The 20,479-nt window shown below is 62.4% G+C and carries 14 protein-coding genes; 5 read left to right on the top strand and 9 right to left on the bottom strand.

Annotated elements, in window-relative coordinates; all coding sequences use genetic code 11:
* Positions 1–380 precede the first annotated feature (380 nt).
* Both G442_RS0114385 and G442_RS0114380 read left to right on the top strand, forming a co-directional pair.
* Positions 381–2,255, top strand: a complete 1,875-nt coding sequence (locus G442_RS0114385; protein WP_146882521.1) for a hypothetical protein — start codon at positions 381–383, stop codon at positions 2,253–2,255.
* A gap of 139 nt (positions 2,256–2,394) precedes the next feature.
* On the top strand, positions 2,395–3,036 hold the full coding sequence (locus G442_RS0114380; protein WP_456303709.1) for a flagellar hook assembly protein FlgD: 642 nt from the start codon (positions 2,395–2,397) through the stop codon (positions 3,034–3,036).
* A 244-nt stretch (positions 3,037–3,280) separates the two neighbouring features.
* Here G442_RS0114380 and G442_RS0114375 read toward each other — a convergent pair whose 3' ends face one another.
* The 4 genes from G442_RS0114375 to gmd form a co-directional block, all read right to left on the bottom strand.
* Positions 3,281–4,066 carry a methylenetetrahydrofolate reductase gene (locus G442_RS0114375; protein ID WP_051292355.1) on the bottom strand — a complete coding sequence of 262 codons (786 nt, stop codon included), beginning with the start codon at positions 4,064–4,066 and terminating at the stop codon, positions 3,281–3,283.
* A 952-nt stretch (positions 4,067–5,018) separates the two neighbouring features.
* The gene (locus G442_RS0114370) at positions 5,019–6,458 is read right to left on the bottom strand and encodes a glycosyltransferase family 4 protein (protein ID WP_084440623.1); all 1,440 of its coding nucleotides are present in this window, start codon (positions 6,456–6,458) and stop codon (positions 5,019–5,021) included.
* On the bottom strand, positions 6,455–7,369 hold the full coding sequence (locus G442_RS0114365) for a GDP-mannose 4,6-dehydratase (RefSeq protein ID WP_026398554.1): 915 nt from the start codon (positions 7,367–7,369) through the stop codon (positions 6,455–6,457). The genes G442_RS0114370 and G442_RS0114365 overlap by 4 nt, the downstream gene beginning before the upstream one ends.
* A gap of 14 nt (positions 7,370–7,383) precedes the next feature.
* On the bottom strand, positions 7,384–8,367 hold the full coding sequence (gmd, locus tag G442_RS0114360) for a GDP-mannose 4,6-dehydratase (RefSeq protein WP_026398553.1): 984 nt from the start codon (positions 8,365–8,367) through the stop codon (positions 7,384–7,386).
* 245 nt (positions 8,368–8,612) lie between these two features.
* On the opposite strand from gmd, the gene G442_RS24495 reads away from it, so the two are divergent.
* Positions 8,613–8,993 (top strand): hypothetical protein, encoded by a 381-nt coding sequence (locus tag G442_RS24495; protein WP_246789467.1) that lies wholly within the window; start codon positions 8,613–8,615, stop codon positions 8,991–8,993.
* A 370-nt stretch (positions 8,994–9,363) separates the two neighbouring features.
* Here the strand turns inward: G442_RS24495 and mdoH are convergent, their stop codons facing one another.
* From mdoH to G442_RS0114330, 5 genes are all read right to left on the bottom strand, one after another.
* Complete coding sequence (mdoH, locus tag G442_RS0114350; RefSeq protein ID WP_035376694.1) at positions 9,364–11,538, bottom strand: glucans biosynthesis glucosyltransferase MdoH; 2,175 nt, start codon at positions 11,536–11,538, stop codon at positions 9,364–9,366.
* Positions 11,514–13,061: a glucan biosynthesis protein gene (locus G442_RS0114345; RefSeq protein ID WP_026398550.1), complete on the bottom strand. Its 1,548-nt coding sequence runs from the start codon at positions 13,059–13,061 to the stop codon at positions 11,514–11,516. Before G442_RS0114345 ends, mdoH begins: the two co-directional genes overlap by 25 nt.
* Positions 13,062–13,149: 88 nt before the next feature.
* The gene (locus tag G442_RS0114340; protein ID WP_026398549.1) at positions 13,150–13,512 is read right to left on the bottom strand and encodes a winged helix-turn-helix domain-containing protein; all 363 of its coding nucleotides are present in this window, start codon (positions 13,510–13,512) and stop codon (positions 13,150–13,152) included.
* Between the two features lie 7 nt (positions 13,513–13,519).
* Positions 13,520–14,560 carry an FUSC family protein gene (locus tag G442_RS22470; protein ID WP_084440622.1) on the bottom strand — a complete coding sequence of 347 codons (1,041 nt, stop codon included), beginning with the start codon at positions 14,558–14,560 and terminating at the stop codon, positions 13,520–13,522.
* A 124-nt stretch (positions 14,561–14,684) separates the two neighbouring features.
* Positions 14,685–16,265 (bottom strand): DegQ family serine endoprotease, encoded by a 1,581-nt coding sequence (locus tag G442_RS0114330; protein ID WP_026398548.1) that lies wholly within the window; start codon positions 16,263–16,265, stop codon positions 14,685–14,687.
* Positions 16,266–16,699: 434 nt separating this feature from the next.
* Between G442_RS0114330 and G442_RS0114325 the strand changes: the two genes are divergently transcribed.
* Positions 16,700–18,355 (top strand): lysine--tRNA ligase, encoded by a 1,656-nt coding sequence (locus G442_RS0114325; RefSeq protein WP_026398547.1) that lies wholly within the window; start codon positions 16,700–16,702, stop codon positions 18,353–18,355.
* A 76-nt stretch (positions 18,356–18,431) separates the two neighbouring features.
* Positions 18,432–20,465 carry a lysylphosphatidylglycerol synthase domain-containing protein gene (locus G442_RS22465; RefSeq protein ID WP_035376704.1) on the top strand — a complete coding sequence of 678 codons (2,034 nt, stop codon included), beginning with the start codon at positions 18,432–18,434 and terminating at the stop codon, positions 20,463–20,465.
* Positions 20,466–20,479: the final 14 nt, after the last annotated feature.

The following is a 20,479-nucleotide window of genomic DNA, read 5'->3' as shown; positions in this document are numbered from 1 at the left end:
GCGCAGGTAGGTCAATATGGACCGGCAATTTGTGCCTAGTCGGCACAAATGGAACGTCGTGAGTTCGGCTTGAATCCAGATCAGCCTTGCCTGAGCTGGAGGATGCGAGTTGGCCCGTTTTTTGCATGGGATCGAGACGTTCTGGACGATCGGAAATGTTAATGACGCCCATAGTGCATTTGACTGGCTCTAAAATTTCATCGTTGGTTTCCTCCCCCGGGGACGCGGACGCCAGCTCCGGCGCGTCGCGTTCGATGCCCGCGACACAAGTCCATCGATCTTTTTCAAGCTTGCTGGCCAACGAGACGACCAGTGGGGGGAGGACGGCGTCTATACGAGATATAAATTTTTCCCGGACAGTATCGACCAGGGATGCGTCGTTGGCGAACAAACCCTCGGCGGCAGCTTCGCGGGCCGCGCCCGGTGGTTTGCCGGGAACGGCGTCCGCGAAGACGTCCGGCTGCGCGAGCGCGCAGGGCGGGTCAAGGCCAGCGGCCGACGCGCAGGGCGTTGTCGATGCGACGGACGGCAATATTCCGGCCCGGTCGCAGGAATCGGGAGAGGAAAGTGACGATCCGACGACTGCCAATGATCAGCAGACGGCACAGGCGATGACCGTGGAGGACGCAAATCAAAGCGCCGTCAATTCGACGCAGGGACAGGTCCGATCAAGCGCGTCGACGGGCAAGGGAAGTCGTACGCGTCATGAAGACGACGCAGCGGAGTCTTCGTCCGGCGCTGTATCGCAGGATGCATCTTCGGGTGACGCGAGCGTGGCGGCGATGCAACTGCTTGCTGGCGCAGCAATGCCCACGCCGGTCGTGTCTCAGCCCGCCGCGCGAATTTCCACGAACGGAGGGGGCGTTTGCGCCAGCGACGTGGTCGGAGGTGTGGATCCAGGCTCACCGTCTCCAGAATCGCCTGTGATGCAGGGTGTACAACTTGCGTCCGTAACTGACGATAAGTCGAACGCTCAAGATGTTGCGCCCGTAACCTCGGATAACGTGGCGGGCGCAGCCAGGACTGGGGAGGCGCCGAAGATTGACGAGCACGCCATGGCTGGTGCGCTTACGCAGAACGCTTCGTCTATGTTGGCAGGCGCGCAGTCATCGCCGGCGCCGGTTTTGGCGGACATGCAGGCTCAGACTCAGTCTGACCGAGGAGACTCAGGCGCTGCACAAGCTGCGATGCCGCAGACGAGCGGCGGACAGGCAGGAGGCGCGGCTGCGCCAGGCGCCGCCTCCGCGAAATCTGGCGTCCGCGCACTTGCTCAGCAACTGGCCTCGGAGGGCGTCAGGGGCGCTGTAATGGTGAGCGCCGCCTCTCAAACGTCTCCCGAAGTGGTCCAGTCCACGGTTAGCGTGGCTTCGGCCGCCGCAACGCCGCAGAGTGGAAGCGTCTCGTCGTTGCCGGACGTCACGAAGAAGGCAAATCTCAACGGCCGTGACGTTCAGGCCGCGAATGGGGCGGGCGTGGCCTCAACTGTGCCGACCGGATCGAGCATGCAGCCGTTGGCCGCCGCAGATGGTCGGTCTCGCGGCGGCTCTTCCGACCAGAACGAAGACAGGCGGTCGATGTCTGGCGAAGGGCAGGGCGCCGCACTGAGCGACGCGCCCGTCCCGACCGCCGCGCTTCAGATGGGCTTCGCTCCAGTGCTGTCGGAGCAGAAACTCGCCTCGACTATTGGGGAAACGCCATTTTCCGACACCGAAATGCGGCACGTGGCTCAGGCGAATTCCGGAGAGGCGACCCGGATCGATGTCGCACGAGCGGCGGATGGAAGCTCCGTGGTCACCATGACGCTTCCGGTCGACGGGGTGGACTCTTCTGTAAATGTGGCGATCAGTAAAGGCGAAAATACTGAAGGTCTGCGTATTCATATCGAAGCTGGTGCGGTCGATGTTCTGCAGTCGTTGCAGACTGATCGGGCCGAACTGACGCGCGCACTGGAAAGTTCGGGGGTGGACGCCAGATCCGCTCAGGTGACGTTCGGTCTCGCTTCAAATATCGGGGGCGAGGCCCGGCAGGATTTGCTCAGTGGTCCGCCACAGGGGGGCGACGACGGCGCGTCCAGAGCGTTCGATCCTGGCTCCGGTGCGTCTGCAGACGGCGGGTATAGCGGGCGCGACAGCGGCAGTCGGCTTTCCGGCGGAATGTCTTTCCCCGGCGCGACCGGTCGTTCTGATGACGCCGTAGAACCAGTTTTTGTTGCGTCACCCTACCGGCGTTCCGGCGCCGTCAACATTACAGCGTGAAAGAGCGACGCGAATGACAACCACATCCTCCACGACTTCCGCTCTGTCAGCAGCCATGTCGGCGGCTCAGTCGGCTGCGGCGACAAATTCTTCGGTGTCGACGACGACATCTTCCTCGGCCAGTTCGTCGTCGAATGCGCTGGCGTCCCTGTCGAGCAATTATAGCACTTTCCTGACCTTGCTGACGACGCAATTGAAAAATCAGGATCCATCCAGCCCTATGAGCAGCGACAGTTTCACGTCGGAGCTGGCGCAGTTCGCCGGTGTCGAACAGCAGGTGCAGACGAACACGAATCTCCAGACGCTGATCGATCTGACGCAGGACGGTCAGGAGTCCTCAAACCTTTCACTGGTTGGGGAAACCGCGATTGCGACGACGAGCGAACTGCCGCTGCAAAGCGGCGCGGCGAACGTGTCCTTCACGACGACGAGTGCGGAGCCGATTGCGATCGCGATTACCAACAGCGCCGGAACGCTGGTGAAGACAGAAGAACTGACCTCCGCCGCTGGCAGCAACACATGGACGTGGGACGGCGTCGATAACAGCGGGAATCAGTTGTCTGACGGGTCTTACAACATCGCGATCGAGACCAGCGATTCTGCAGGTAACACCACGGCGGTGCCGTTTACCGTGTCAGGCAAGGTCACGGGCGTCACTTCGGGCGACGGCGTGATTTATGTCGATATGGGCGCGTCCCAGGTCGATATGTCGAAAGTATCGTCGTTTTCAGGGACCAGCGCGTCGTCCTCTGCATCGTCGGCGACCTCGTCCGGTGCGTGAAGCGGGGCGGAAGTCGATCCCCGACAATGCGCGTAACCGTGGCGCTCGCAGATCCAATCGGAAAGTTATTTTTCCGCAGGACGAGTTTCAGACGGCGTCCGGTCCCGCCGCCTGCGTGCGCGTCCTTCTGAGAGAGTGAAGAGGGTTACAGGTTTCGCGGGGTTGGGTGAAGCGTCCCATCCCATCCCATCTCTCTGAATGCCGTCAGCGAGATGGCGATGCGCCGACGCTCAGACAAATCAGTTCAGGATGAGAGAGCCGCTGTCAACGGCGTAAGATAATTCGCCAGCTTCACGCGTAACGGCATTAGATAAACCGATCCGCCGTCGCTTCGGACGGCGCGAATGGCCGCGTCGGCAAACGCGATGTTCGCGTCGAGCGTTGGTTCGAAGTTTCGCGGGAAGATTACGCGGTTCGTGGTTTCCCAATAAGAACGGGACCGGGGGCCGATAACGGGAGACAGGCCCCAGAATACGGTCTCGCCCGACAGCCATTCTCTGCAAAGATCCAGCATACGCATGTCGAATATGGGTTGCGTGAAAAACCCGCGTGCTCCGGCGTCGCGTTTGCGTTGAACGGCGTCGAGTTCCTGATACGGCGCCTGCCGGTATGGATCGAAGGCCGCATAGACCGCGATCTCAGGCGCTTCGCGCTGATAGCGTCTGATAATGCTTTCGCTGGAGTTCGGGAACGTGCGCCGGTTGAGGTCCGCTGGCGGGTCGCCACGAATGACCAGCACTTCCCGGATCGCGGGGTCGTCGGTTCCCGGAAGCGGTTTGTCGGGATCGACGTCGATAGCCCGTATATGCGGGATTGCGGCGCTGACCCGGTCGCGCACGAGGCTGACCGCCTTCCAGCTACGAAGATCAAAACGCATCAGGTCCGGGATGTTGATCGTGTCGGCTTGCGGCGCGAGGGCCAGAGCCTCATCTGCGTCGTTGCGCAGGCTGGCTTCATCCCGAGGGATGAGTTCTACGGATACGCGGCGTTGATTGGTGAGGGCGGAGGCGATGGGGCTTGCGTCAGGCATGGCGTATCATAGCGTATTGGCGTCGCAGAAGTGAAATCTGACCTGCCGGGCCGCAGCGCCGGGTAGGCAGGGTGACTTAGAGGACGATTTTTTGGCAAGGTCTCTTCGGAAGGACAGTATCTGCGGCTCGTAATGGCCCGATAGCAATGTAACCGGACTTGGGGATGACTTAGGACGGTGGCACGAAAAACATGGGCGTGAAGTTTTCTTCGTAACTTCTGAAATCTATCGGAAACCAGTAGCTGGGTGCGCTAAGGGTAAGCTCAGAGGGCGGCGGCGGAGCCGATGATTATTTGCCTCCTGGCAGTTTTCGGGCTGGTTCTGGACGTGGTCACGCTCTGCGTGATGTGTTTGTCTGTGACGCCTTCTGCAAAAGGAAGGCGAGCGGTCTGTTGCCGCGTATCGTCATTAATCTTGATATACCATTGATAAAAATCGGCGACTGTCCGATTATAGGCCGGATTTAGAGCAAAAAGTAGGCAGAAAAACTAAAAATTATAAGAAAAACGAGATGATATTTTTCCATAAAAACTCAAATATACCTGTAAGTCACCTGATTCCGTTTTGGGGTGCCGTATTATGAATCTGGATAGACGCAGCGGTATTGCCTAAAATTCGAATTCTGTATTTTTCCATAGAACATGTAGATGTGGCCATTGGATGACCTTTGACGGGCTGGATGGTGGAGGGTCTCCAGCTTTGCACAGGGCTCCAACCGAGATCGTGATGGCGCCTGCTGAAAGCAGGTCGGCATCATAATCCTTGGGCTTGGCGTTTGTATCGGATCGTTTTCCCGACTTCGCTCGCGGGACGGACGTATTGCGCAAATTGTAAGGCGCTTGCTGTATGAGGATGACTTTGGAAATATTTGACGGTGGTGTTTGGGACCCAACCGTCAACTGGTCCATGTATTGTTAATAAGAATAAACAGGCAGAAAGATATAGTAAGCTGTTACGCGAAAGCCGTCACTATCCGCTGCGCTGCGTCATTCCACAAAACAGGCTTGAACCTCGTCACTACGGCTTCCGCCTGTGCGAGCATCTCCGGCTCGAAAATCATTCGCTCAATGACCTGAAATGCTTCGGACACGTTATCCGGATCGAAACTGTCGACCAGCCCGCCTCCGGCTTCTGGCAACGACGCCCGGTTCGAGATCAGGCAGGGGCGTCCATGAGCGAGACTCTCCGTCACCGGCAGGCCCCAGCCTTCATAAAAAGATGGAAACACCGTGAACAGCGACCTTTTGTACAGCGCGTCGATCTGCGCGTCCGACGGCCCACGCACAATGACCAGATGCCCATTTAGGTAATCGCTGTTTCGGATCTGCTGCATGAGATCGTCCACCAGCCAGCCGGGAGATCCGGCGAAGACCAGTTTCGGTACGGTCTCAGGTGCGTGGCTCTTCAGCAATTTTCGCCAGACGCGAAACAGCAGGGCATGGTTCTTGCGCGCTTCGATCGTGCCGACGCAAAGAACGTAACGCCCCAGACTTTCGGCCATTGCGACGGCTTCACCGTCTTCCCTGGATGAGGCGGTGAAGCCGCTGCCCATGGGGATGACGGTGACAGGCGCGCGCAGATTCAGCGATGCGCTGGAGGCGTAGGATATGATGTCATTGCGTGTCGCGTTTGATATCGCGAAAACTGCGTCACATTCAGGCAGCACAGCGTCATGCCAGCGGCGGAAGACGCGGCTGAGCCCGGGGCGACACCATTCGGGCCAGAGAAGAGGGATCAGGTCGTAGATCAGCAACCCGATACGCATGCCGTGCTGGTCGCGCCGCCGCCGCAGCAGGGATGCATAATCAGCGTGCGACCATGCAGCGCCGAGGACGAGCAGGACGTCGCCCTGTGCGGGCGAGAACACTGCGGGGGACGCGTCACCGTCGCCTTTAACGGCCCGCTGTTCGTCGAGGGCGCGCGCGGCGGCGCCTTTTGCCGCGCGAAGCAGGGCGCCGCCACTTTTCGCAGCGGCTACCGAATGGCTGATCGTCTGTCCCAGCGGCACGCGCAATTGCGTCGGGAGTTTCAGCGCGAGACGGCGAAGACGCGACGGCGCCGCTTCACCCGCTCCGTCTCTTTCAAGAACGCCGGCGGGGCCCGTCTCGGCGGTCATGCGGCGGTAGAGCGTGTAAATCTCTTCCCATTGCACGGGACTGAAATCGCCGCCCGAGACGGCGTGACGCACAAAGCGCACCCGTCCAGCAAGCGCAGGATCGCTTTGCAGGGCCAGGCAGATTTCGAATGCGACGCGCTGGATGCCGCTGGGACGTCCGTTGGCGCGCGCATATTCGAAGAAGTCCTCGACGTCGATCCAGAAGGTCGGTTGCGAAGCCACGCTGGAAATTGCCGCTGAAGTCGGATCGACTTGCGGTTGCCCTTGCACGGTCATGCGTCGTCCTGGACGCGTCGCCGCCAATCGTCGAGCACCGCGCGCAGGGTGTCATCCCACGCGATCCGGGGGCGCCATCCCAGCAGTTCCGCCGCACGAGCCGATGAGCCTGCCGCACGAGGCAGATCGACCGGCCGGAGCTTGTCGGCGGCGATCTCGACTTTCGCGGCGACGCCGGAGAGGCGGAGCAGGTCGTCGAGAATGCTGCGGATCGAACGCGTCTGGCCAGAGCAGAGGTTCAGGATCGCGCCTTTCGGCAACGTTGCGCCGTGCGTGAGGCAGGAAGCATAGGCCGCACATATGTCGCGAACGTCGAGGAAATCGCGTTCGGCGGACAGGTTGCCGACCGAGATCACCGGTTCCTGCCGGCCTGCTTCGATGCGGGCGATCTGGCGTGCGAAAGCGGGCACGACAAAGCTGTCGGTCTGACCGGCGCCCGTGTGATTGAACGGGCGCATCCGCACGACGCGCAAGCCATCGTTGGCGAGCGCGCCAAGAGCAAGATCGGCGGCCGATTTCGTGGCCGAATACGTATTTCCGGGTGCCAGGGCGGCTGTTTCATCGAGCGGCGCGCCGCCCCGAAAACTGTCGCCATAGGCCTCGGAGGTCGAGGTGAAGACCAGCAGGGCCTCTGGCGCGGCGCTCTTCAGCGCATCCGCGACGTTGAGAACGCCGCCCAGATTGACCCGCCACGCCAGATCCGGCTCGCTGCGGGCCTGCCCAATGCTGGAGACGGCGGCCAGGTGGAAGCATATCTGGGGCTGAGCCGCCTCGATTGCGCCGAATACAGCCTGCCTGTCCGTCACATCGAATGAAGGGGTCAGCACCGTGCAGTCCGGGCGCTCTTTCGCGAGCACGGACAGGAGATGCTTTCCGACGAAGCCGCGCGCTCCGGTGATCAGAACCCGCATCGCGGCCTCCCGCGTCAGAGACCTGCCTTGGCGCGGTGACGGACCAGATCGGCGTCGACCATTTCGCTGACCATGTCTTCAAGCGACGTCTTGGCTTCCCACCCAAGGGCCTTCTTCGCCTTGGATGCGTCGCCGAGCAGCACTTCGACTTCCGCCGGGCGGAAGAAGGCGGGATCGACGCGAACATGCGCTTCGTAATCCAGCCCGACATGGCTGAACGCGATGCGGCAAAGGTCGCGGATGCTCGTTGTGCGGCCGGTGGCGACCACATAATCATCCGGCTTGTCCTGCTGGAGCATCAGCCACATGGCTTCGACGTAGTCGCGGGCGTGGCCCCAGTCGCGCGTGGCGTCGAGGTTGCCCAGTGCGAGTTCGTTCGCAAGGCCGAGCTTGATCCGCGCGACGCCGTCGGTGACCTTGCGGGTGACGAATTCGATACCGCGCAGCGGGCTCTCGTGGTTGAACAGGATGCCTGAAGAGGCGTGCATGCCGAAGCTCTCGCGGTAGTTCACCGTCATCCAGTGCGCGTAGAGCTTGGCCACGGCGTAGGGCGAGCGCGGGTAGAACGGGGTCTTCTCGCTCTGGATCTTCTCCTGGATCAGCCCGAACATCTCCGAAGAAGACGCCTGATAGAAACGTACGGCCGGATTGACGATGCGAGCGGCCTCCAGAACGTTGGCTGCGCCAAGGCCCGTCACGTTGCCAGTCAGCAGGGGCTGCTGCCACGACGCGGCGACAAAGCTCTGTGCTGCGAGGTTGTAGACCTCGTCAGGCTTCACCGTTTCCATGATGCGGATAAGGCTGGAAAGGTCGGTCAGGTTGCCGTCCACCAGTTCGACCCGGTCGGCGACGTTCAGCCAGTGCAGGCGCGCACCGATCACGTCAGCCGACGCGGAGCGACGAACCAGTCCGACCACGCGGTAGCCTTTGGACAAAAGCAGCTGGCTGAGATAGGCGCCGTCCTGGCCGGTAATTCCTGTGATCAGGGCTGTGGGCATGCGTGTTCTCGCGAGTTGTATCTGACAGAGGGATGACGAGAGATCCCCCTCTCGTCCGCGTTCTGAATAGTCGACTGCTTTGCACAACGCCAGTCGGAGAAAGAATGTGGCGGCCAACAAGGCTCAGGGCGCCCGGTTACGTTATGATATGTTTACAGTGCGACTTTACCCTTTCGCGGCAGCTCGGTTAGGATCGGGCCGTGCCAGCGGGCGACCGCATATTCGACCCGCGAAAGGTTTTCTTCGTGACATTCCGCCGAATCTGGCTGGGCCTGACAGCCGCCGCTCTTTCGACACACGCCGCATTTGCTGAGCCGCCGGGCGCTGGCAGCGTTCCAAACGCTCAGTTGCAGAAAGAGGTCGCGGTCCTGCAAAGCGACCCCGATGAAGCGAGCCAGGCTTGTCTCGACGCGCTCAAAGAACTGCACGAGACTCAGGACAAGCTGTCGGCGGAGCAGGAGCGGAGTCACGATCAGGATATCGCCGTGGCTCAGGATGTTCTCGAATCGGACTTTGAGAACGCTATAGAAATGTGTGGACCAGACGCCCGTCGTATGTGCAGCAAACATAATCCGTCCAACAAGCTGGCGCACGCGTGCGAGATGCTGGGCAGCGTCCCGAACTGATTTTCCACGCGGCTGTTGGACCGCGTCGTCGGGTAGGGCCACCATAAGAGCGAGCCGAAAGAACTTTGTTTGCTCGCGTGGCTTCGCGGGAAAGGTCCGGGACCGAATGCCTTGATGGATGTCGCTGTTTGAGTAGTGGGACGTCTGACAAAATCAGCCAATGGAATGTTTTCGCTGAAGCGTCATCTGGAGCCATACCCGTAACATACTGGTTCGCGAATATGGGTTTAGGGCATTGTTTTGAGAGATCCTTTATCCGGCCCGATGAGTTCGTCCGATCGGATGACGGTCTGGTGGCAATGTTCTGACTCGGCGTTTCGAAGAAGCAGTGCATACCCGACCAGTCGTTTCCGGCTGATCGGATGACGCCCTAATCCGGCAATGACACCGCACGCTCCACGCCGGTGGCGTCGCATAGCGCGGCCGCTTTTTCGCGAGGCGTCAGAACGCGTTGCGCTTCCGCAACCGTGCCCGCTTCCGTCAGTTTAAGCACGCCGACAAGCCGCTCTGCATCAATGGCGTCGCCCGGACGACGGGGCGACGGCAGCATCGCCCGATGCGCCGCCAGCAGGACCGGGTCCGCCCGTAGCGCGGCAATCGCTTCGTGTGGACCGTCGGGTTTCGGCGCGGCCATCGCGGCGGCGGCCTTCTTGAGAACATCGGGGGGCGATGTTTCTTCGGGCACCAGCAACAGTCCTGCGCGTTTCATCGCCAGTCCGGCGTTGCGGCTGGCGGTCCAGGCGGCGAGGGGAATCGCCAAAGCCAGCCCAAGCAGCACGGGCGACATCCAGAGGAACAGGGCTGGCGAGACGATCCACGCACATGTCCCAAGGATTAGCCCGAAGGCGGTGAAGCGCCAGTAACCACGCACGATCTCGCCGAACGGAACGCCGCCGTCGTCGCGACGCTGCGCGTTCCAGCCGGAGTCCTGACCGCTCAGGATGGAGATCACGCCGGACGTCTGGATCAGCATGGCGATCGGCGCGATCAGGCCGCCGATAAGCGTCTCGATGACGATCGACGCGGCTACACGGATCGCGCCGCCGCACCCCGACATCGTCCGACGGTCGAACAGCAGCGCCGCGAAGGCGAGCAGTTTGGGCGCCAGCAACACGCCCATCGTGCCGATGAACACGAATTTCGCCTGTACCGGGTCAACCTGGGGCCAGTGCGGATAGAGCGTCTTGGTGTCGCCGAAATACTCAGGTTTGTCGAAGCGGGCCTGCAACGAGATCAGGATGCCGACCAGCAGAAAGATCAGCCACAGCGGAGAAGTGACGTAGGAGCCGATGCCCATCGCCATGTGCAGGCGGCTCAGCCAGTGCAGGCCCCGCGTCGGCAGCACCTTGTAATGTTGCAGGTTGCCTTGACACCAGCGACGGTCGCGAATGGCGACGTCGGTCAGCGAGGGCGGGCTTTCCTCGTACGAGCCCAGCAGCGCCGGGACCATGTGGATCGCCCATCCGCCGCGTCGCATCAGCGCGGCCTCGACGAAATCGTGGCTGAGGATATGGCCGCCGAACGGCTTGCGGCCCGGCAGATGCGGCAGCCCCGCCTGCTCCGCAAAGGCGGCTGTGCGGATGATTGCGTTATGGCCCCAGTAGTTGCTGGCGGCTCCGTGCCACCACGCGATTCCATGCGCGATCAACGGGCCATACACGCGCCCTGCGAACTGCTGCATGCGCGCGAACAGGGTGGTTCCGCCCGCGATGACCGGAAGGGTCTGGATCAGACCCACTTCCGGATTTCCTTCCATGGCTGCGGCGATACGGACAAGAGTTTCGCCGTCCATCACCGAGTCGGCGTCCAGTGTGACCATCAGAGGATAGGCCGCGCCGAAGCGTTGCACCCATTCCCCGACATTGCCCGCCTTGCGTTCCGTGTTCTTGGGGCGGCGGCGGTAGAAGATACGCGATGAATCGCCGGTTTCTTCGCGCAGGGCGAGGAAGGCGGCTTCCTCTTCGACCCACACGTCAGGGTTTGTGGTGTCGGAAAGGATGAAAATATCGAAATCGTCCGCGCGCCCGGTCTCCCGCAGGCTGGCGTGAATGGCGCGCAGTCCGGCCATAACGCGGTGCGGGCTCTCGTTATACGTCGGCATCAACAGCGCCACGCGCGTGCGTAACGTCGGCAGCGGACCGGCTCCGTCGATGCCGAGGCCCAGCCCGCCACGCGTCAGCAGGGACACGAAACCGGCGATAGCCGACGTAAGCGCCAGCGCGATCCACAGAAACAGCGCGATGAACAGGATCAGCATGACGACGCCGAGGATCGACACGCCGTTCGCGTCCAGCACGAGATGCATCTGCCACGCGCCGTAAGCGGTCAGCGCGAGCGCCGAGCCGATCACAAGCGTGCGACGAAGCCGGATCATGCCCGGTTCGGTGCGTGAGAATGTCGGGCGGCCATGACGGTCCGGCGCTGCGCGCAGGTTCTGGACCGGCATCCGTAGCGGCGCTTCGGGCGGAAGGGCGCGAAACGTTGTTGCGGCGTCGGTCGATCCGGCGTGGTCTGTGGCGTTCAGGGCGTCCAACGGTACATCCATCGTTCAGAAACAGGGCCTTGCTCGTTGGCCAGAACGGCGGTCAGTTCCACCAGTTTGGCGTCGCCCGGCGCGAATTCGAACGTGGTGCGCCAGCCCTTGATGTTGGGGTTCGGCTCCACCACCACGTTACGGATCGCGCCCGCCGAGGTTTGCGGGATGAGGTGGAATTTCGCGTCCGGCGGGGCGTTCTCGACTGCGCCGCCCGTGAAGTCGATGGCGAAGAAGCGAGCGTGCTTGTCGTCGGTGACAGCGCCGACCCGTGTGGCGCCGACGCGCGCGAGTTGCGTCGCGCCCGGCGCGTCCCAACCCCAGTACATGCGGTAGGTGTAGCCGTATTCATGTCCGGCCTTCAGGGAGTCCTTGGGACGCCAGAAGGAGACGATGTTGTCGTTGACTTCGTTGGGCGTCGGGATTTCGACGAGATCGACCGCGCCAGCCCCCCAGTCGCCGATCGGTTCGATCCATAGCGACGGGCGCTTTTCGTAATTGAGCGCAAGATCCTCGAAATCGTGGAATGAACGGCGGCGCTGCATCAGACCGAACCCGCGCGGAGATGAGTCAGCGAAGGCCGAGAACTGCAGATCCAGCGGATTGCGCAGGGGGCGGAAAAGCTGCTGATCAGAACCGGTCCAGATCTGCAGCGCCTCGCTGTCATGAGCGGCGGGGCGCCAGTCGTCGACGTGGTTGCGGTCGTTGGCGTCGAAATAAAACATGCCAGTCAGCGGCGCGATGCCGGATTCCGCGATCTCGGTGCGCGGGAAGATGGTCGACTGCACGTCGAACACCGTCGTGTCGCCGGGGCGGATTGTGAAGCGGAAGGCCCCCGCGACGGACGGGCTGTCCAGCAGCGCGTGCACGACGACGGAATCGACGCCGGGTTGCGGCTTCTCCAGCCAGAATGCGCGGAACAGGGCGAACTCCTCGCCCTTCGGGTCGCCCGTGCCGTCAGCGAAGCCGCGCGCGGACAGGCCATAGTTCTGTCCCTTGGCGACCGCGCGGAAATAGGACGCGCCGAGGAACACGCAGAACTCTTCCATCACGCCGGGCGTGTTGATGGCGGTGCGCAGGCGCAGGCCCGCGAACCCGATATCGTCCGTCACGCGCAGCGAAGGGTCTCCGTAGGAGAACAGATCGGGGTTGTACGGGACCGGCGCGGCCTTGCCGTCGACGACCTCGAAAATTTCGATACGCGGGCGGTAGAGGAAGCCGCGCGGGAAGAACTCGACGTCGAAGGCCAGATTCTGACCGTGCCAGAGCGCCTGATCGGCTTTGTAATCGATTGACCGGAACTGATCGAAATTCAGGGAATCGATCGCTTTCGGCAGACTCTGGCTTGGCGCCTGATAGGCGCTTCCTGCGATTTTACGGGCAAGTCCGACGACCGTGCTGTTGCTGTCGAAGGGGGTCGCGCCTGCGGGAGCGGCGGCGGCGCTCGAAACGCCGAACAGTTCGGCGGCGAGGGAGGCGATAACCGCGCCGCCGCCTGCACGGAACAGGTCGCGGCGTAAAACAGAAGATGACACGCTACGGGGTCTCCCAAAATCGGCCCGCCGCGACGATACAGGAACAGCGCGAAAGGGGCGGCCGCGTTTCTCACAAGGCTGTGGCTTTTTAAGGGCGGCGCAGCAAGCTCTCAACCGCGCGCAGGCTTTCGTGCGCGCCGTCGCAGGCGCGCTGCTCGGCCTCGCGATAGCACCGGATCACCTGCTGGCCCGCTGCGGAAAGCCGGGCGCCGCCGCCGCCGCCGGGCTTTGTCTCGACCAGAGGATAGGCGAACTGGGCGTTGAGCGAGTCGATCAGAAGCCACGCGCGCCGATAGGACATGCCCATCGCCCGACCGGCTGCCGAGATCGAGCCAGTCGCGGCTATTTCTTCAAGTAGCCGGATCTTGCCATGACCGAGAGCAGCGCGACCGTCCACGTCGATCCGGAGCGTCAGCCTTATGCGCGGGGGCGAGGCGTCTTTTTCGCTCATTGGCATCTTATCCTTGGTCACTGATCGGGCATGCGCTCGCGCTTTTCGCATGACGCCCCGTCCCGGTGAGAAAGCAGGCGAAGTCGCCCAGGTCGACGCGCAGCACGCGTAGTACGAAACGCCAGACCTGATCGTCGATGGCCGCTTCGTCGGGAAGCCCGGCCAGCGCCGCGCCAGCATCGACGGTTTTGCGCGGCTTGTCGCCAGCCTCCACGTCACAGCGGTCTGCGATCCAGTCCAAAGCAGCGGTCATGCCGCGTTCGAATTGCTCTACGTTGGCGATCTCGTGCACCGGGCGCGCCAGCGCGACGCGCGCGACCACCATGGCGTCTGTTTGCAACTGCCGCAATGTGGACGGGAGCGCAGCCAGCATTGGATCGCGGCTTTCCAGCGGACGCCAGTGTTCCCGGCGCGCTTCGTCGACGTTGGCGATAACGTTCCGGAGGGACGTCGTGCAAGCGTCGCCCAGAGCGCGGATTTCTTTCCACCCGATCGCGTCGTGGGACGCTTTGGCGAGGATGTCACGGAGCCCCCGGATCATGATCCCGGCTTCCCGAAATGCGTCGCGTCGGGGCTGTTCGCGCAACACGGCGAACGAGACGATCATGGAGACGATGACGCCGGTCAGTACGCAGAGCACCCGTTCGAAAGGTACGCCAAAGGGCGAACTGGCCGATGGGAACAGCATCACGATTGTCAGCGTGACAGGCCCAAGGCGCGTCTGCGGTCGCCAGGAGGCCAGTGCGGCGAGCGGGATCAATGCTCCCCAGTAGGCCAGATGGGCGGGAACGCCTGCGAATTTGGCGCACAGAGCGAGAATTCCCGCCGTTCCGCCTATGAACGCGCCAAGAAGCTGGCTCCGTCCGTTTGTGTAGGTGGCGCTGATCGTGGTCTGCGTCACGACTGCGGCGGTGATGACGGCCCAGCCGGGATCGTACAGGTGTAAGCCGTAGGCGATGGCTTCGGAGAGGCCGACGGCGGTCAGCAGACGGATTGTCTGGCGTTGGACCTTTCCGCCGATCCAATCCATCTTTCCTGATCTCAACATGAAACTCTCGATGGCGGCGGGGGTGGGCGGAGCGTTTGTTTTCGTTCTGCCCACCCCCGCCGTGAATTATGATGCTATTCAGGCGTTAGCCTGACCGGGCGCAGTTTACCCGATCATGCGTTATTTAGTGGCCGTCGCCGTCCAGAGGGAACGGTATCCAGCGCAAACCGTCCTGATCGCGCACAAGCATCAGAACCGATTTACGTTTCTCCTTTTGCGCGGCGTCTATGCCTTTGCGGAGGTCGGCGGGGCTGGTGACCGTACGCTGCTGGACTTCGGTGATGACGTCGCCTGCTTTAACACCGCGGTCGGAAGCCAGTCCGCCGTCGGTTACGTCGGTGACGACGACGCCTTTCTGGTCGGCGGGAAGGTCGTATTTATGACGTGCGTCGTCAGTGATCGAGCCGACGCTAAAGCCGAACATCGACAGGCTGACGGATTTTTCCACTTTCGTCGCGTCAGGTTTCTTGTCGGGCGTCTCTTCGGCCTTGGGCTCCGGGAGGGATCCGATTGTCACGGGCACATCAACGGCGGCGCCTTTGCGCCAAACCTTGAGATGCGCCTGCGACCCCACGGGCAGGTCGGCGATCAGGCGGGGCAGAGCCTTCCCCTCGATCGGCTTGTCGTTCAGGCCCTGAATGACGTCGCCGGTCTGCAATTTCGCCTTCGCCGCCGGGCCGTTGGGCTCCACGCCCGCGACCAGGGCGCCCTTGGCTGATTTTAGGCCAAGGCCATCGGCGATATCCTGACTAACGTCCTGAATACGGACGCCGATCCAGCCGCGCGATACTTTCCCCGTCTTGCGGAGTTGCTCGATAATGCCGCGCGCCTCGTTGGACGGGATCGAAAAACCGATGCCGACCGAGCCGCCTGACGGCGAATAGATGGCGGTGTTCACGCCAATGACGGCGCCGCGCATATCGAACAGCGGGCCGCCTGAGTTGCCCTTGTTGATCGGGGCGTCGGTCTGGATGAAGTCGTCGTAAGGACCTTGTTCGATATTGCGGCCGCGCGAGGAGATGATGCCTGCCGTCACCGTTCCGGACAGCCCGAATGGATTGCCGATGGCGAGAACCCAGTCGCCGACGCGGTCGGCGTCGCTGTCGCCGAAGGTGACGAACGGCAGCGGGTGGCTGCTCTCGACTTTCAGGACGGCGAGATCGGAGCGATCGTCGTGGCCAATCAGCTTCGCGGGCAGCACAGTGTTGTCCTGAAGCGTGACGGTGATGCGGTCCGCGTGACGGATCACGTGGTTGTTCGTGACTACGTATCCGGCGGGATCGATGATGAAGCCGGAGCCCAGCGCCTGCATCTTGCGCGGCGGCGAGTTTGGCGCGTTCTGCCTGTTCATGAAGTCGTGGAAGAACTTCTCGAACGGGGAGCCCTGCGGGAAGCTGGGGATTTGCGGCCCCTGATCGTCACCGCCTCCTTCGTCCTCGTCGTCTGAGTCGCCCTTGACCGTCTGTGTGGTCGAAACGTTCACCACCGCAGGCAGAAGCCGCGCCGCAAGGTCGGCGAAACTGTCCGGCGCCCCGCGCATAGGCATGGCGGCTGCGGCCGTCGCGGGGAGCGTAGCCGGCTCAGGCGCCGCTAGCGCGTCGTGTGGCGAGACGGGAAGGAGGAGCGCCGTCGTTGCGGCGAGGACGCCGACACGGGAGAGGGCGGACAGGAATGACGAAGGCGATACGGGGCCGGAAAGGCGCATGGACAGGGCTGCTCTATTATAGTCGTCGGCGGGAAGACTAGACCACGCTTGCTCTGCCGCCCAGCCTTCGACGCAATGAAAAGCGCGACGGTTCCGCCGTGAACTGACGCCTCGGTCGGTTTGTTCCGCCATATGCTCATGCTGAGCCGGATACGACGATTCGCGACCGGGCTCGTCATGTGCGGTGCACGGAGGCGGATGAGGCCGGGCAGGTTTTCTGGTTGACGTATTGTCGGCCTCGCTCTTGGGTCGAAGCTAGGCCGTTATCCACCTCGTCAGATGAGAAGATGGTTAATTTCGCGACATTGCGGCGTTTTGTCGGGTCTAAGACGGAACCATGACGTAGGACGAATCCGCGGTTAACCGCCAGTCGAACTTACCCCATATTTGATTTGGATTGACCCGGCGGCGGCCAGTTCATAGCTTCCGCCCCCATGTCTGACCTTTCCACCTCCCCCGTCTCCCGCCTGTTTCGGACGCAGCTCGGCTTCCAGCCGAAAGCCTGGCCGTTCGAGGAAGCCCGCAAGCTTGCCGAGCATGTGGCGTCGAAACCGGCGGAGCGGCCAGCCCTGCTGGAGACCGGGTACGGTCCGTCCGGGCTGCCGCATATCGGCACCTTCGGAGAGGTCGCGCGCACAAGTTGGGTCCGTCAGGCGTTTACGGCGATGACGGGCCGTCCGACCCGCTTGCTCGCCTTCTCGGATGACATGGACGGGCTCAGGAAGGTGCCGGACAACGTTCCGAACAAGGAGATGCTGTCCGCCCATCTCGGGCAGCCGCTGACCCGCGTTCCCGACCCGTTCGGCACGCATTCGTCCTTCGCGGCGCACAATAATGCGCGGCTGTGCTCCTTCCTCGACAGCTTCGGCTTCGAATACGAATTCGCTTCGGCCACAGATTACTACACGTCGGGCCGTTTTGACGCGGCGCTTCGCCGAGTGCTTGAGACGCATGACGAGATCGTCGCGGTGATCCTGCCGACGCTTGGACCGGAGCGCCGCGCGACATATTCGCCCGTGCTGCCGATCCACCCGAAAACCGGGCAGGTTATGCAGGTTCGCATGGACGCCGTCGATCCGGACGCAGGGACGGTGAGCTGGACGGACGATAACGGCGAACGGTTCGAGACGCTCGTCACCGGCGGCGCAGCCAAGATGCAGTGGAAAGCGGACTGGGCGATGCGCTGGTACGCGCTGGGTGTCGATTACGAAATGTCGGGCAAGGATCTGATCGACAGCGTTCGGCTGTCCGGACGGATCTGCCGCATTCTTGGCGCGCCGCCGCCGGTCAATCTTACGTACGAGCTGTTCCTCGACGAGCACGGGCAGAAGATATCGAAGTCGAAAGGCAACGGCCTGTCGGTAGAGGAGTGGCTGCGCTACGCGCCGCCGGAGAGCCTCGGCCAGTACATGTTCAATCAACCGCAGCGCGCCAAGCGCCTGTTCTTCGACGTGATCCCAAAGGCGACCGACGAATACCTGTCGCATGTCGAGAAGGCGGCGGCGCTGCAGTCGCGGCTGGACGGCGCCGCTGACGAGGCGGAGCAGGCGGCCGCGACGACCCTGTGCGTTAATCCGGCGTGGTTCATTCACAACGGGCACGTGCCGGCTCATGCAGGAAGTCCGGTCTCATTCGGCATGTTGCTGAACCTGGCCAGCGTCGCGAACGCCGAGACGCCGGAAGTGCTGTGGGGCTTTCTCGCGCGATATGACGCATCCGTGTCGCCGCAGACGCATCCCACGCTCGCGACCCTGGTCGAACGCGCGATCGTCTTCTACGCGGATTTTGTGCGCCCGGCGAAAGTCTATCGCCTGCCGGATGAGCGTGAGCGCACTGCGCTGGCCGATCTTTCGCAGGCCCTGGCGATCTACGAAGCTGAAGGCGCGACGGCCGAGACGCTGCAGGAGCTGGTTTTCGAGATCGGCAAGCGGCACGGGTTCGAGCCGCTGCGTTCCTGGTTCGGCTGTCTTTACGAGGTGCTTCTGGGTCAGTCCGAGGGACCGCGCTTCGGGGGATTCATCGCGTTGTATGGCGTGCGTAATACAATCGCCCTGATTGACGCCGCCCTGATCAGAGGCGGGGAGGCCTGAGGGACGAGGAGCGTTGCAGGAGCGATATCGCGCGGAGCGAGACGAAAACTCCGCAGATAGAAGGGAGGCGGATGGCGTGAGCGTGGAGTCCGAACAGCCACGCCCCTGCGCGCCGCCGTCTCGCTGGCGTGCGTGGCTGCATCACGCGCCGCATCTTGTCGGACTTCTTTTGATGATCGGCGCCATTTTTGTCGTCCGGCGGGAAGTCCGGACGTTGAGCATGGCCGATATTCGCGCAGCGCTTCGTGGCATTCCCAACGAAGCGCTTCTGGCCGGGGTCGGTTGCACCGTTCTGTCCTACTTTATTCTCTCGTTTTACGACCGGCTGGCGGTGATACAGGTGGGGCATCGCAAGATATCCTTCCTGCGCACCGCGTTCGCGGCTTTCTGTTCTTACGTCCTGTCGCACAATCTCGGTTTCTCGGCGGTCTCCGGGGCGGCGGTCCGTTTCAGGCTGTATCGTAACTGGGGCCTGCCGCCGCTTGCGATCGCCCAGATCATCGCCTTCTGTTCCGCGACGTATTTGCTCGGGGCAGCCGCCTTGGCAGGAAGCGTGTTTATGCTGGAGCCCCGGGCGATTCCGTTCGTGGGCGCTCACTCGCCGCTGCTGCTGATGCGCGTGGTTGGCGGCCTGCTGTGGGCGGTGGTGCTGGCCTACGTGGCTGCGACGTTGATGTGGCGCAAGGTCAGCGTGCGAGGCAAGGTCATAGAGTTGCCGACGGCGCCAATGGCGGTCGCGCAAACCATCGTCTCCGCCACCGATATGGCTGCCACAGCGGCGATCGCCTATGTGCTGCTGCCGGCTGGCGCGCCACTCGGTTACGGCGCTTTTCTGGCGATCTACATCGCGTCCTATACGGCGGGTCTTGTCGCCAGTGTTCCGGGCGGACTGGGGGTCTTCGACGGGGCGATGCTGCTCGCTCTGGGGCCGTATATTCCAGCCCCGCAGATTCTCGGCGCAATTCTTGTGTTCCGCCTGTTCTATTACATCATCCCGCTGTTCATCGCCGGGGGGATGTTCGCCGGTCATGAACTGTTCCTGCGCGGCGACGCTGCTCTGGCCCGTAAGGCGCAAGCGCGAAAGGCTGGCGCTACGCCGCGTCCGGCCCGACGCAGCATCGTGGTGCGCGAGAGCGAGGCGGACTTTTCCGTGGGCGTCGCAACGGGCACGGTCTCGCTGTGCGGGATACTGCTGTTGCTTCTGCCGATTATCAATCCGATCATATCCACGCCCGGGGGGCATGTCGTTTTCGCGGCTGCCGGGGCGATCAGCGGTTATATGCTGTCTTTGATCGGCGCCATGCTGATCGCGCTCGCCATTGGTCTTTCGCAGCGGGTGACCCTGTCGTGGGGTGCGACGCTGTCGCTGCTTGTCCTGTCCGCCGTCATTACCTTCATGCGTGGCAATTCGCTTCTTGCTCCTGCAATGCTTGCGATGTCGGCGTTTCTGATTGCGCCCTTCCGTAAGTGCTATTATCGCCGCGCGCGGTTGTTGAGCGAACCGTTGTCATTCTCCACATTGTTGTCGTTGCTGCTGTTGATAGGGTGCGCGTTCGTGGTCGCGACAAGCCATCAGATCGGCAACTGGTGGGACATGATTGTCTTTGTGCCGGAGGCGAATGACGCGCGGTGGATCGTCTTGCTGGCGACGTTGCTGGGGCTGGTCATCATCGCCCGTCTTGCGAGGCCGGGTAAGGTCGCGGAACAGCCCTGGACCGACGACGCGGAGAACTGGTACCGGGGGTTGTCTCATGCGTTGGACACAATACCAGGACCTGCGCCGGATGGCTTGATCAAGGGGGAGGCCGGGGCTGCAGCCATTCCATTTCGTCGGAAGGGCGGGTTCGTCGTCGCGCTCGGAGATCCGGCGGGAGACGACGCGGACTGTGCTTCCGTGATCTGGCGTTTGCGCGATCTGGCTCTTCAGGACGGGCTGCAGCCGGTCTTCTGGCGAACTGGTACGTCTTTTCTGCCGATTTACGCGGATATCGGTCTGGTTAACTGGCCGCTGAGCGACACGCCGGGCGCATATCTTTGCTGCCCGTCCGAGCAGATAGGCCTTGTGCGGGCTGTGCTTTTTCGCCGACGTCCCTTGTTCGTCGAGCGCTGATGGGGGGGGGGGGG

It is taken from the genome of Acetobacter nitrogenifigens DSM 23921 = NBRC 105050, from assembly GCF_000429165.1.
Lineage (GTDB): Bacteria > Pseudomonadota > Alphaproteobacteria > Acetobacterales > Acetobacteraceae > Acetobacter > Acetobacter nitrogenifigens.
Note: the sequence above shows the minus strand (reverse complement) of the source record. Positions and strands in the feature narration are given on the sequence as shown.

What these genes read in the sequence shown, in the direction of transcription:
- G442_RS0114375 (WP_051292355.1), bottom strand. Translation starts at nt 4,066, where the DNA reads ATGCCTGACGCAAGCCCCATCGCCTCCGCCCTCACCAATCAACGCCGC.
- G442_RS0114370 (WP_084440623.1), bottom strand. Translation starts at nt 6,458, where the DNA reads ATGACCGTGCAAGGGCAACCGCAAGTCGATCCGACTTCAGCGGCAATT.
- G442_RS0114365 (WP_026398554.1), bottom strand. Translation starts at nt 7,369, where the DNA reads ATGCGGGTTCTGATCACCGGAGCGCGCGGCTTCGTCGGAAAGCATCTC.
- gmd (WP_026398553.1), bottom strand. Translation starts at nt 8,367, where the DNA reads ATGCCCACAGCCCTGATCACAGGAATTACCGGCCAGGACGGCGCCTAT.
- mdoH (WP_035376694.1), bottom strand. Translation starts at nt 11,538, where the DNA reads ATGGATGTACCGTTGGACGCCCTGAACGCCACAGACCACGCCGGATCG.
- G442_RS0114340 (WP_026398549.1), bottom strand. Translation starts at nt 13,512, where the DNA reads ATGAGCGAAAAAGACGCCTCGCCCCCGCGCATAAGGCTGACGCTCCGG.
- G442_RS22470 (WP_084440622.1), bottom strand. Translation starts at nt 14,560, where the DNA reads ATGTTGAGATCAGGAAAGATGGATTGGATCGGCGGAAAGGTCCAACGC.
- G442_RS0114330 (WP_026398548.1), bottom strand. Translation starts at nt 16,265, where the DNA reads ATGCGCCTTTCCGGCCCCGTATCGCCTTCGTCATTCCTGTCCGCCCTC.
- G442_RS0114325 (WP_026398547.1), top strand. Translation starts at nt 16,700, where the DNA reads ATGTCTGACCTTTCCACCTCCCCCGTCTCCCGCCTGTTTCGGACGCAG.